Origin of the sequence: Inquilinus sp. Marseille-Q2685 (assembly GCF_916619195.1) — a bacterium.
In the GTDB taxonomy this organism is placed as follows: Bacteria; Pseudomonadota; Alphaproteobacteria; order DSM-16000; family Inquilinaceae; genus Inquilinus.
This window is the reverse complement of the sequence record NZ_CAKAKL010000002.1, coordinates 151,010-162,291: the sequence shown is the minus strand read 5'-3', so window position 1 is coordinate 162,291 and position 11,282 is coordinate 151,010. Positions and strand designations below refer to the sequence as shown.

General features: G+C 72.7%; 12 protein-coding genes and 1 pseudogene. 5 read left to right on the top strand and 8 right to left on the bottom strand.

The window, feature by feature from the left end; translation table 11 throughout:
- Window positions 1-110 precede the first annotated feature (110 nt).
- Window positions 111-1,553, top strand: coding sequence for a hypothetical protein (locus LG391_RS09685; protein ID WP_225767806.1), 1,443 nt, complete (start codon window positions 111-113; stop codon window positions 1,551-1,553).
- A 126-nt stretch (window positions 1,554-1,679) separates the two neighbouring features.
- Complete coding sequence (locus LG391_RS09680; RefSeq protein WP_225767805.1) at window positions 1,680-2,474, top strand: undecaprenyl-diphosphate phosphatase; 795 nt, start codon at window positions 1,680-1,682, stop codon at window positions 2,472-2,474.
- 16 nt (window positions 2,475-2,490) lie between these two features.
- Here LG391_RS09680 and LG391_RS09675 read toward each other — a convergent pair whose 3' ends face one another.
- The 4 genes from LG391_RS09675 to LG391_RS09660 all read right to left on the bottom strand — a co-directional run bounded on the left by LG391_RS09675 (window position 2,491) and on the right by LG391_RS09660 (window position 5,201).
- Window positions 2,491-2,829: a hypothetical protein gene (locus LG391_RS09675; RefSeq protein ID WP_225767804.1), complete on the bottom strand. Its 339-nt coding sequence runs from the start codon at window positions 2,827-2,829 to the stop codon at window positions 2,491-2,493.
- A gap of 112 nt (window positions 2,830-2,941) precedes the next feature.
- Complete coding sequence (locus tag LG391_RS09670) at window positions 2,942-3,679, bottom strand: hypothetical protein (RefSeq protein ID WP_225767803.1); 738 nt, start codon at window positions 3,677-3,679, stop codon at window positions 2,942-2,944.
- Between the two features lie 5 nt (window positions 3,680-3,684).
- Window positions 3,685-4,899: a family 1 glycosylhydrolase gene (locus tag LG391_RS09665; RefSeq protein WP_225767802.1), complete on the bottom strand. Its 1,215-nt coding sequence runs from the start codon at window positions 4,897-4,899 to the stop codon at window positions 3,685-3,687.
- A complete protein-coding gene (locus LG391_RS09660; protein ID WP_225767801.1) occupies window positions 4,857-5,201 on the bottom strand; it encodes a cupin domain-containing protein in 345 nt (114 codons plus the stop codon). Before LG391_RS09660 ends, LG391_RS09665 begins: the two co-directional genes overlap by 43 nt.
- Before the next feature lie 145 nt (window positions 5,202-5,346).
- Between LG391_RS09660 and LG391_RS09655 the strand changes: the two genes are divergently transcribed.
- A complete protein-coding gene (locus LG391_RS09655) occupies window positions 5,347-5,766 on the top strand; it encodes a thioesterase family protein (protein ID WP_225767800.1) in 420 nt (139 codons plus the stop codon).
- A gap of 1 nt (window position 5,767) precedes the next feature.
- Here LG391_RS09655 and LG391_RS09650 read toward each other — a convergent pair whose 3' ends face one another.
- Complete coding sequence (locus tag LG391_RS09650; protein WP_225767799.1) at window positions 5,768-7,045, bottom strand: MFS transporter; 1,278 nt, start codon at window positions 7,043-7,045, stop codon at window positions 5,768-5,770.
- Window positions 7,046-7,355: 310 nt separating this feature from the next.
- Window positions 7,356-7,664: pseudogene (locus LG391_RS35020) on the bottom strand (PRC-barrel domain-containing protein); the annotation flags it as partial.
- 161 nt (window positions 7,665-7,825) lie between these two features.
- Here LG391_RS35020 and mdh point away from each other — a divergent pair.
- Together mdh and LG391_RS09635 are read left to right on the top strand one after the other, a co-directional pair.
- On the top strand, window positions 7,826-8,788 hold the full coding sequence (gene mdh, locus LG391_RS09640; RefSeq protein ID WP_225767798.1) for a malate dehydrogenase: 963 nt from the start codon (window positions 7,826-7,828) through the stop codon (window positions 8,786-8,788).
- Window positions 8,789-9,045: 257 nt separating this feature from the next.
- Window positions 9,046-9,267, top strand: coding sequence for a hypothetical protein (locus LG391_RS09635; RefSeq protein WP_225767797.1), 222 nt, complete (start codon window positions 9,046-9,048; stop codon window positions 9,265-9,267).
- A 228-nt stretch (window positions 9,268-9,495) separates the two neighbouring features.
- Here LG391_RS09635 and panC read toward each other — a convergent pair whose 3' ends face one another.
- Both panC and panB read right to left on the bottom strand, forming a co-directional pair.
- Window positions 9,496-10,326, bottom strand: a complete 831-nt coding sequence (gene panC / locus LG391_RS09630) for a pantoate--beta-alanine ligase (protein WP_225767796.1) — start codon at window positions 10,324-10,326, stop codon at window positions 9,496-9,498.
- Window positions 10,323-11,147, bottom strand: a complete 825-nt coding sequence (gene panB, locus LG391_RS09625; protein WP_225767795.1) for a 3-methyl-2-oxobutanoate hydroxymethyltransferase — start codon at window positions 11,145-11,147, stop codon at window positions 10,323-10,325. Before panB ends, panC begins: the two co-directional genes overlap by 4 nt.
- Between the last annotated feature and the right edge of the window lie 135 nt (window positions 11,148-11,282).

Below are 11,282 nucleotides of genomic sequence, written 5' to 3'. Positions count from 1 at the left end.
CCGGGATCCTGCAGACGGATCGCAGGGCCGCGGCCCCGGGGCGTCCTGGCACAGCGGTTGCACGGCGCTGCCCGCGCCCGGGCCGGGCGGTGCTGCGTCGGGGGACGCCCATGAAGAAGCGATGGAAACTTTTGGCCGGGATCGCCGCCGTCCTGCTGGCCGTGCCGGCCGTGGCCTATGTGGCCGCGGTGCGGCCCAACTATCCGCCCGTCCCGGTGCTGGAGGCCGCGCCGCCACAGAGCCAGGCCGAGGCGGACCGCCAGGATCTGGAGCTGCTGCGCCGGCTGCCGGAGGTCGACCGCAGCTTCTCGGCCGACGCCCGCGACCGGTTCGACCTGCGGATCGAAGGCCTGCTGGCGGAGGTGTCGGCGGCGGGGCCCGCGGGGATGGACCGGGCCCGCTTCGAGATGGCGATCACCCGCGCCGTGGCGCTGGCCGGCAACGGCCACACCTATGTCCGCGGCATCGCCATGGGCCGGTCGCTGAATTCACTGCCGCTGCGGCTGGTCTGGTTCGACGACGGCCTCCATGTGGTCGCCGCCCGGGCGGCGCTGGCCGAGCTTCTGGGCGCGCGCGTGACCGCTCTGGGCGGCCGGACGCCCGAGGACCTGGCCGACGCGCTGCGTCCCTATGCCGGCGGCAACGACAGCCGGGCCCGGCCGCTGTCGGTCAACCTCCTGTCCTCGCCCGCCGCGCTGCACGCCATCGGGCTGCTGCCCGCGCCGGACGCCGCCGTCCTGGCGTTCGACCTGCCGGACGGCCGGCGCGTCGAGCGGCGGATCGAGGCCGATCCGCGGCCGGCGATCCGGCCGGAGGGCGAGGTGCGGCGGCCGGCGTCCGACCTGCTGCCGACCGCGCTGCCGGCGGATGACGGCCCATGGCTTCACGTGCTGTCGGGGGCGGCCGCGCTGCCGCTGTACCTGCAGCATGGCGACCGCGCCCATTGGCATGCCTATCCGGCGCCGGACACGCTGTTCATCGAGCTGCGGCAGATTCGCGACATGCCCGGCGACGGGCTGGAGGCGTTCCTGGACCGGGTGCTGGCGGAGGCGGCGGAGCGCCGGCCGAAGACCGTGATCGTCGATCTGCGCGCCAATCCCGGCGGCGACTACATGCTGGCCGCCGCCTTCAGCCGCCGGCTGCCCCAGGTTCTGGGGCCGGATGCGCGGATCCACGTGCTGACCGGCCCCGACACTTTCTCCGCCGCGATCTCCATCCTGGCCCGGCTGAAGCATTTCGGCGGCGACCGGGTCGAGGTCGTCGGCCGGCCCGCAGGCGACTTCGCCGCCTTCTGGGCCGAGGGCGGGCGGTTGACCCTGCCGAATTCGGGCATCGCCATCCGCTACTCCACCGCCTTCCACGACTGGGGCCGGGGCTGCGGGCCGGCGCAGATCGGGCGCTGCTTCTGGCTGAACTACCTGTACGGCGTGGCCGGCGGCGATTTGTCGCCGACCGTGCCGGTGCCCTTCACCTTCGCCGATTATCGCGCCGGCCGGGATCCCGACCTTGAGGCCGTCACGGCGCGGCGGGCCGCCGTCGCGGCCGGGGGCTGACCCGGCGGCCGGAACCTCCGGGGCCGGCGGCCGTTCAGGATCGGTCCCGCCGTCCCGGCGGGACTTTCCAAATCCGCCCGCTTCGTTCACAAGCGAGGCGGCCTCGATTCACCCCGGAGCACTGACTTGGACTATCTGAGCGCGATCATCCTCGGGGTGATCGAAGGCATCACCGAGTTCCTGCCGATCTCCTCGACCGGCCACCTGATCATCGCCGAGCACTGGCTGGGCGAACGCTCGGACACCTTCAACATCGTCATCCAGGCCGGCGCCATCCTGGCCGTGACCATCATCTACTGGCGCCGGATCTTCGACCTGGTGCTGGGCTGGCGCCGGCCGGAGAACCGGCACTACGGCATCCGGCTGCTGCTCGCCTTCGTGATCACCGGGGTGCTGGGCTTCGCCGCCAAGAAGATGGGCTTCACCCTGCCCGAGAACCTGCTGCCGATCGCGATCGCGCTGGTGGTCGGGGGCTTCTGGATGATCTGGGCCGAGCAGCAGGCGGCGAAGCTGCCCGACAGCCACAAGATCACCTGGCTGGTCGCCATCGTGGTCGGCCTGGCCCAGTTCGTGGCCGGCATCTTCCCCGGCACCTCGCGTTCGGCCGCCACCATCTTCGCCGCCATGCTGGCCGGCGCCAGCAACCGGGCCGCGGCGACCGAATTCGCCTTCCTGGTCGGCATCCCGACCATGTACGCGGCCAGCGCCTACGAGCTGTACGGCCAGATCAGGGAGGGCGGCGCGCATGAGGACTGGGGCGCGCTGGGTGTCGCCTTCCTGGTCTCGACCGTCACCGCCTTCGTCGCCGTGAAGTGGCTTCTGGGCTACATCCAGACGCACCGCTTCACAGCCTTCGCGATCTACCGGATCATCTTCGGCGTGCTGCTGCTGGGCGCCGTGGCGCTGGGCTGGATCGCCTGATCAGGCCGATCCGCGGCTACCGCCGGTTGCCCCGGTCGTCGTCCCAGTAGCCATAGCGATAGCCGTAGCGCGGATAGGCGTAACCGTAGCGCGGATAGCCATAGTAGCGGGGATAGCCGTAGGCCCTCGGGTAACGGTAGTACTGCGGATAGCTGTAGCTGTAGTTGTAGTACGCGGGATAGCCGTAGTACCGTGTATACCCGTAAGCCCGTGGCGGGGCGTAGGCGTAGTCGTCGTAGCCGTAGGTGCTGTAGCCGGCATAGCCCACCGGATAGGCATAGCAACCGCCGAGACCGGCCGCGGCTGCGGCCAGGGCACCGGCCAGAAGCAGCCGGCGCGGACGGGTCCAAGACATGACCTGACACTCCATCAGGCCGCGGGCTGGCGCCGCGATGGCGTCGCGGCGTCCCCCCGCGGCGTGACGAATCAACGCCGCCACGCCCGTCCGGTTCCGCCCGGCCTGTCCGTCACGCCGGGTGGCGCATCCACAGGTTGGGCTCGACATACCGGCCGGCATCGGCCTCGCGGTCGATCCGGACCGGCGCCAGGGCGCCCGGCACGATGTAGTCGCCGCTGTCCGGGAACGCCATGCCGGTCCAGCCCTCCCAGTCGGCGACCGTGCCGGTGATGGTCATCGACCGCGGCGCCGGCTTCACCGCCCGGGCACCGAGCCGCCAATGGGTGCGGACCCAGGGATCGAAGGGCGCGCCGTCCGCCCTTTGCCAGGCGGCGTAACGTTTGATCGGCGTCAGCGGATAGCGGGCCTTCAATGTCGGCCGCACCGGCGCCACCAGCGCGGCGAGGTCGTGCGCCGCGGCCGCTGACCTCATCGCCCCGATCAGCCGCTCGGCCAGGCCCTGGCCCCGCCGCTCCGGCGCCAGGGTGATCGACAGCGCCGACAGAGCGGTCGGCACGCGGCCGGCATCGCGGTCGGCGACGCCCTGTTCGAGCACCGCGTCCCAACCGGCCTCCGGCAGGTCCTCGTCGCGCAGCGACCAGCGGAACGGAATGGCGTTGCCGGCGCCGATCAGGGCGCCGTCCTCGGCCAGAAGGAAGTGCTGGAAGGCGGCGAAATCGGCATCGAGCCGCGGCCAGAGCCGGCCGGCAACCGGATCCTCGTGCATGAAGCGCGGCCACAGCGCATCGACCAGCAGATTGCGCTGTTCCACCAGTTCCGGCCGGTCGGCCGCGGTGACGATGATCATCCGTCCTACCCCCGGATCCGGCGCTGCAGCCGGCGCCAGCTCTCCTTCGGCAGCGGCGCGTCGGCGCGCTTGTCCCAGGCGACGAGACCGGCGGGCGGCGCGGCACCGTCGTCCAGCACCGGGCCGAGGAACAGCGCCACGAGCGGCACGCCCGCGGGCCGGGCGGCCTCGGCCGCCTCCAGATTCGCCTCCAGCCGCTCGATCCTCAAGCCGTCCTCGATCCGCCCTTCGCGCAGCGGCGGATCCTCGGCCGCGACCCGCAGCGTCAGATGGATCGGCCGCTTCGGCCAGGCCCCGGCCAGGCGATCGAGAGCCCGGCGCAGCGAGTCGGGGCCGGCGTGTTCCGGCACATGGCCGCGCGGCCGGTCGCTCAGCTCCACCCCGCCCGGAGCCCCAGCCTCCATCCGGGCCCAGAGCGCCCCGGCATGGTCGAGCAGCAGCAGATCGACCGGGCCGCGGCAGCGCGCCGCGTCGCCCTCCTCCACCAGCCGGCCCAGCCGCTCGGCCGCCAGCTCCGGAATGCGCCCGTCGCGCAGGGTCGCGACCGACGCCTCCCAGCCCAGCGCCTCGGCGATCACCACGGCGTCGGACGAGGCCAGCGTGTCGTCCCAGGGCTCGGGCGGCGGCCCGGCCAAGGCGGCGCCCAGGCGCCAGCGCCCGCTCTCCTGCCGCAGCGCCGACAGCGCCAGGCCGCGGCCGAGCAGCAGATGGTGCAGCGCGGCGCGGAAGGCGGCGTCCTCGGCCATGCCGACCGGCCGGTCGCGCCAAGCGGTCTCGTCGCGGGCAAAGCCGGGGGCGCCGGCATCGACGACGAGCGCCGCCATGCGGTCGCCGATCCGGTCGGCGACGCGGCAGGCGAATTCGGCGAAGCGCCAGGCCGTGTCGCGCGCGGTCCAGCCGCCGCGGATGCGGATGTCGCGCGGCAGCCTGGCTGGTGCGAGCAGCGGCCAGGGGGCGAGCCCGGCCTCGCCCAGCGCGTCGATCCGGCGGTCGAGCCCGGCCAGCGCCGCGGGATCGAGCCGGCCGCGCCCCTCCGGCTGCAGCGCCGCCCAGTCGAGCGCCAGGCGGCCGGCGGCGGCGCCCATCTCCACGGCCAGGCGCAGCGCCTCGGCGTCCTGCCGCGGCGTCGCCGGCGCGCCGAGATCGGCGCCCCAGACCGGCGCCGCCGGCGCCGGCTCTAGCTCGTCTCCCCGCCCTCCGGGCCCCAGAAGATCACCCATGTCGCAAAATCATCGCTGAAGTCCTCGAACCGATGCTCCATATGGGCCGGAACGAAGATCACGTCACCCGGTCCGAACGGTTTCCGCTCGCCGTCGCGGAAGAAGACCCCGGTGCCGCGCCACACGACATAGAGCTCGTCGCGCTTGTGTGGGCCCTGCGGATCGGTGCCGCGCGGGGCGTAGAGGCCGAGCTTCATGGTGCCGTGCTGCAGCCGGTACATGAACTGCTCGGCCGGCGGCGCGGGGAAGAGGGCCGCGGTCTCGGCCACCGTGATCAGCCAATTCTCCTGCTCGGCGCTCATGGCGCTTCTCCGTCTGTCCCTGGTCCGGAAACGGTAGGCCCGCCCGCCCCGGCAGGCGACCGGAACCTTGTCTCGCGACAACCCGCGGCTTTCCTCCACGCCTGATTCAAGGCTATGTCGCGGACAAGCCCGACCGGAGAGCGCGATGACCGATTTCGACCCGACCGACCCCGCCGCCTATCCGCATTGGGCGGAGGAGCGCGTGCGCTACTCCGACACCGACGCGCTGGGCCATGTGAACAACAACGCCTACGGCGTCTATTTCGAGACGGCGCGGCTGCACTTCTTCCGCGACGCCGGCATCCATCTGGGCAAGACCCGCGGCGCCGTGGTGGTGCGCATCACCATGAACTTCCTGCGCGAGCTGACCTGGCCGAACGACGTCCGCATCGGCACGCGGATGGTGAAGCTGGGCGGCAAGTCCTTCACCTACGCCCAGGCGCTGTTCGTCGGCGACCGCTGCCATGCGACGGCGGAGACGGTGAGCGCGATGTTCGACCTGGAGACGCGGCAATCCTTCCCGATCCCGGAGGAGCTGCGCGCCCGCTTCGCGCCGGAGACCTGAGTCAGGCGGTCTCCGCCGCCGGCCGCGTCTCCGGCATCGTCAGCGTGATCAGCACCAGGCCGGCGCCGGCGACCGCCGCCAGGGTGGTGAAGGCGGCGTAGCTGCCGAAATTGTCGGCCATGAAGCCGGCCAGGATGGTGCTGACCGCGGCGCCGATGCCCATGGCGCAGCCGACCAGCCCCTGGGCCAGGTTGAAATGGCCGCTGCCACGGGCGAGATCGGCGACGGTCAGCGGCACCAGGACGCCGAGCACCGCGGCCGACACCCCGTCCAGGATCTGGAACAGCACCAGCAGCTGCGGCTCGCCGGTCAGCGAGAACAGGAAGGCGCGGATCGCCAGCGCCAGGAAGCCGAGGATCAGGAACGGCCGCCGGCCCCAGCGCTGCGCCGCCCGGCCCATCCAGGGCGACAGGACGGTGACGGTGAGCTGCGGCACGATCACCGCGGCCGCGACCATCAGCGTCGCCGCCTGGCTGGACCGCAGGGTGACCATGCTGGCGGCGAGCGGCAGCATGGCCGCATTCGCCAGGTGGAACATGGCGATGCAGCCGGCGAAGACCACCAGCGTGCGGTTGCGCGCCAGCACGGCGAGCCCGGCCGCCGACGCCTTCAGCCCCTTGCCCTCCCGCCGCGGCGCGGCCGGGGCCAGGCGGATCTCCCCCGGCCGGATGCGGGTCAGGGCGAACAGGGCCGGCGCCACCAGCGCCGCGGCCAGGAAGAACACCGCCTGGCTCGACAGGTACTGGCCGCACAGCCCCATCACCGCGGCGGCGATGCCGGTGCCGGCCGAGGCGAAGGCGGCGTTGCGGCCCAGCCGCTCGCTCATCCCGGCGCTGCCGGCCAGGCCGAGGCTGAGCGAGACGATGGCGAAGCTGACGATGCAGCTGGCCGCCGCGTGCAGCACGCGCGAGGCCAGCACGATCGGGAAGATCGGCCAGGCGGCGAAAGCGAAGGCGCTGACGCCGATCGCCGCCAGCGCCGCGGCGGCCGTCGCCCGCACCGACCGGACCGAATCGACGAAGGCCCCGAGCGGCACCTGCCCGACCAGGCCGACCAGGCCGCTGACGGTGAGCACCAGGCCGATATCGACCTGGGTCCATTGCCGCGTCGTCAGGAACACCGCGACGAAGGCGCCGAAGCCGGTCTGCACGTCGGCGACGAAGAACACGAACCAGTCGAGCCCGCGCCGGCTGCCGCGGGAGGGCTGCGGCGCGCCCGCATCGGCCGGGGCCTCGGCCCCCGCGGCGTCCGCCCTGTCGAATCCGCCGTTTTCCGCCATCGGCCCGGCTAGGGCTTGGGCGCCGGTGCGTTGGCCTCCGGCGTGGCTGCGGGAGCGGGAGCGGAGGCCGGGGGAGCTGGAGGGGTCGGGGCCGGCTGGGGGTCTGGGACGGAGAGCCCGGCGCGTCCGGGGCGGCCGGGGCCGGCGCCGTGTCCGCCCGGCCGACCACGACCACGGGCTCGCCCCGCTTATAGGCCGGCGCGCCGCGCAGCTGCGCCTCCGTCAGGTCGGTGACGATGGCGTCCATGCTGCCGTCCTTGGGGAAGTGCAGCACCCGCCAGTCGACCGCGATCTGGCGCGAGCCGACGCCGAGGAAGCCGCCGAAATCGACGATGGCGGCCCGCGTCATCCCGGCGCGGTCGACCACGACGTCGACGACCCGCCCCAGATCCTCGCCCGAGGTGCTGCGCACCGACTTGCCGAGCAGCGTGCCGGCCGCGTCGCCGTCGATCACGACCGCCGGGGTCTCCGAGGCCTGCCGCTGGTCGGCGGCCGGGGGCGCAGGGGTCGCCGGAGCCTCGGCCGGCGGCGCCTCGGGCTGCGCCGGCGGCGCGTCCTGGGCGCGGGAGACGCCGGCCGCCGCGAAGACGGCGAGCACGGCCGGAAGGAGAATGCGCATCGCGGAACCTGCCTCTGTTGTGGACCTGATCTGGGGCGCCTGCCGCCGATGACAACCGCTTCGCCCGGATCAACCCGCGACGGGCCGGCCCGTTCTTGCCGCACCCGCGAAATCGCGCTAGGACGGGGCCCGACTTCAGCCCCTCACAAGGATGGCATGATATGGCGCGCAACAAGATCGCCCTCGTCGGCGCCGGGCAAATCGGCGGCACCCTCGCCCTTCTCGCCGGCCTCAAGGAGCTCGGCGACATCGTCCTGTTCGACGTGGTCGACGGCGTGCCGCAGGGCAAGGCGCTCGACATCGCCGAGGCCTCGCCGGTCGAGGGCTTCGACGCCGTGCTGAAGGGCGGCAGCGACTATTCCGCGATCGAGGGCGCCGACGTCGTCATCGTCACCGCCGGCGTGCCGCGCAAGCCGGGCATGAGCCGCGACGACCTGATCGGCGTCAACACCAAGGTCATGCAGGCGGTCGGCGCCGGCATCAAGCAGTACGCCCCGAACGCCTTCGTCATCTGCATCACCAACCCGCTGGACGCCATGGTCGGCGTGCTGCGCGAGGTCTCCGGCCTGAAGCCGGAGAAGGTGGTCGGCATGGCCGGCGTGCTCGACTCCGCGCGCTTCCGCTACTTCCTGGCCGAGGAGTTCAAGGTCTCGGTCGAGGACGTCACCGCCTTCGTGCTGGGCGGCCACGGCGACACCATGGTGCCGCTGGCCCGCTACTCCACCGTCGCCGGCATCCCGCTGCCGGACCTGGTGAAGATGGGCTGGACCACGCAGGAGCGGCTGGACCAGATCATCCAGCGCACCCGCGACGGCGGCGCCGAGATCGTCGGCCTCCTGAAGACCGGCAGCGCCTTCTATGCTCCCGCCTCCTCCGCCATCGCCATGGCCGAGAGCTATCTGCGCGACAAGAAGCGCGTGCTGCCCTGCGCCGCCTATCTGACCGGCCAGTACGGCGTCAGCGGCTTCTACATCGGCGTGCCGGTGGTGATCGGCGCCGAGGGCGTGGAGCGGATCGTCGAGGTCCAGTTCGACGCCGACGAGAAGGCCGCCTTCGACAAGTCGGTCGCCGCGGTCAAGGGCCTGGTCGAGACCACCAAGAAGCTGATGGACTCGGCGGCCTGAGCCGGACGTCCGCGAGAGGGAACGGCCGGCGCCTCGCCGGCCGTTTTCGTTTCAGCCCATGAAGGCAAGGTGCAAAGCGGCGCCGACGGCGCCACGCTTGGACCATTCTTGCCGATTTCTGCCGCATTCGCGCGGCAGCTTCGACGGCGGCGCCGCTCCCCGGCCCCGTCCGGGGACTTGGCGCGGCAGTGCGCCCCTCGCCTCCGCTGTCCCGGATGGCTAGAGTGCGCGCCCCATGGAACGATCGAGGGAGTGCTATGACCCGTCTGATCCTGGCCGCCGCCGGCCTGTCCGTCCTGACCCTCGCCGCCTGCGGCAGCGACAACACGGTGCCGATCGACCGGCCGATCATGCAGGGCGAACCGGCGCCGCCGGCGGTCCCGGCCGAGACGATCCAGCGCCGGCCGCTGTCGGCCCCGCCCTCCTCGCTGACCGGCCAGCAGGACCCGTCGCAGACGCAGCAGCCGGCCGCGCAGTAAGGCGGCGGCCCGGTCCTCTTCGCGTCTCCGACCTCTCCCGCAAGCGGGACCTTTTCACAACGCCCGGTCCTCGTCGTCATTGCGAGGAGGCGAAGCCGACGAAGCAATCCAGGGGCCGGCACGAGCGGCCCCTGGATTGCTTCGCTGCGCTCGCAATGACGGTGTTGGGAAGCGGGAAAAGTCTCGCAAGCGGGAGAGGCAATACCTGATGCGATCCGCCAGCGTGACCTAAGGCACCGGCAGGTTGTCGAGCAATCGCGTGGCGCCGAGCCGGACCGCGGCGATCAGCCGTTGCGGCCGGCCGAGCGCCGGCTCGGCCAGGGTCTCGGCGTCGCGCAGCACCAGATAATCGACCGCGTCGAAGCCGGCGTCGCGCAGCCGGTCCGGCCCCGCGGGCAGCAGCGACGGGTCGGCCGCGATCTCGGCCAGGATCCGGTTCAGCCGCCGCGCCACCGCCAGCTGCGCCTCGCCGAGATAGGCGTTGCGCGACGACAGGGCGAGGCCGTCGCGGTCGCGCACCGTCGGCACCCCCAGGATCTCGCAGGGCAGGTCCAGGTCGCGCACCAGCCGGCGCACCAGCAGCAGCTGCTGATAGTCCTTCTCGCCGAAGGCGGCGAGGTCCGGCGCCGCCTGGATCAGGAGCTTCGCCACCACCGTCGCCACCCCGGCGAAATGGCCGGGCCGCACCGCCGCCTCGAGATCGGCGACGATCGGGCCTGAGGGCACGATCGAGAAGGCGAAGCCCTCCGGGTAGATCTCGCCGACCGTCGGCAGATAGGCCAGGTCGGCGCCGATCAACCCCAGCCTGGCCAGGTCCTCGGCCTCGCGCCGCGGATAGCGGCTGAAATCCTCCTTCGGCCCGAACTGGGTCGGGTTGACGAAGATGCTGAACAGCACCCGGTCCGCCCCTGCCTTCCGCAGGGCCGCGGCCAGGGCCAGGTGCCCCTCATGCAGTGCGCCCATGGTCGGCACCAGGCCGATCCGGTCGCCGGCGCGGCGCCAGCCGGCGACGGCGGCGCGCAGCTCGGCCACGCTTCGGGCGATGGTGAGATCGGTCATGACGGCTTCTTCTCGGCGAAGACATGCTCGGGGCCCGGGAAGCGCCGGGCGCGGACATCGGCGGCGAAGCCCGTCGCCGCCTCGGTGATCGCCGCCTCCAGGTCGGCATAGCGGCGGACGAAGCGCGGCGTGCCGGCGCCGGTCAGGCCCAGCATGTCGTCGGTCACCAGCACCTGGCCGTCGCAGGCGACCGAGGCGCCGATGCCGATGGTCGGGACCGCCACCTCCTCGGTGATCCGGCGGGCCAGCGGCTCGACCGTGCCCTCGATCACCAGCGAGAAGGCGCCGGCGGCGGCCAGCGCCTTGGCCGCGGCGAGGATGCGCGCCGCCTCCTCCGCCGAGCGGCCGCGGGCGTTGTAGCCACCCAGCACGTTGACCGATTGCGGCAGCAGGCCGACATGGCCCATCACCGGGATGCCGCGGGCAACCAGGAAGGCGACCGTCTCCGCCATCTCCTCGCCGCCCTCCAGCTTCACGGCCGAGGCGCCTTCGGCCATCAGCCGGGCGGAGGCGGCGAAGGCATCGCGCGGCGAGGCCTGGTAGCTGCCGAAGGGCAGGTCGGCGATGATCGCGGCCCGGGCCGAGCCGCGGCGGACGGCGGCGGTGTGCAGCGCCATCATCTCCAGCGTGACGCCGACCGTGCTGTCCAGCCCGTGCACCACCATGCCCAGGCTGTCGCCGACCAGCAGCGCGTCGACATGCGGGTCCAAGAGCCGGGCCACCGGCGTGGTGTAGGCGGTCAGCACCACGATCGGCTCCTGCCCCTTGCGGGCGCGGAGCTGCGGGATCGTGATGCGCCGGATCGCGGCGGAAACGCTCACCTCAGGGCACTCCCCGATTCGTTCGGGATCTGTCGTCCCGGACCGGGATGCTGCAGTGCAAAATCCGTCGAGGCAAGCCGGTTGTCACGAGGTGAAAAAGCGACGGGCGGCCGAAGCCGCCCGCCACAGCCCGCA

What these genes read in the sequence shown, in the direction of transcription:
- LG391_RS09685 (WP_225767806.1), top strand. Translation starts at nt 111, where the DNA reads ATGAAGAAGCGATGGAAACTTTTGGCCGGGATCGCCGCCGTCCTGCTG.
- LG391_RS09675 (WP_225767804.1), bottom strand. Translation starts at nt 2,829, where the DNA reads ATGTCTTGGACCCGTCCGCGCCGGCTGCTTCTGGCCGGTGCCCTGGCC.
- LG391_RS09670 (WP_225767803.1), bottom strand. Translation starts at nt 3,679, where the DNA reads ATGATCATCGTCACCGCGGCCGACCGGCCGGAACTGGTGGAACAGCGC.
- LG391_RS09665 (WP_225767802.1), bottom strand. Translation starts at nt 4,899, where the DNA reads ATGGGTGATCTTCTGGGGCCCGGAGGGCGGGGAGACGAGCTAGAGCCG.
- LG391_RS09660 (WP_225767801.1), bottom strand. Translation starts at nt 5,201, where the DNA reads ATGAGCGCCGAGCAGGAGAATTGGCTGATCACGGTGGCCGAGACCGCG.
- LG391_RS09655 (WP_225767800.1), top strand. Translation starts at nt 5,347, where the DNA reads ATGACCGATTTCGACCCGACCGACCCCGCCGCCTATCCGCATTGGGCG.
- LG391_RS09650 (WP_225767799.1), bottom strand. Translation starts at nt 7,045, where the DNA reads ATGGCGGAAAACGGCGGATTCGACAGGGCGGACGCCGCGGGGGCCGAG.
- mdh (WP_225767798.1), top strand. Translation starts at nt 7,826, where the DNA reads ATGGCGCGCAACAAGATCGCCCTCGTCGGCGCCGGGCAAATCGGCGGC.
- LG391_RS09635 (WP_225767797.1), top strand. Translation starts at nt 9,046, where the DNA reads ATGACCCGTCTGATCCTGGCCGCCGCCGGCCTGTCCGTCCTGACCCTC.
- panC (WP_225767796.1), bottom strand. Translation starts at nt 10,326, where the DNA reads ATGACCGATCTCACCATCGCCCGAAGCGTGGCCGAGCTGCGCGCCGCC.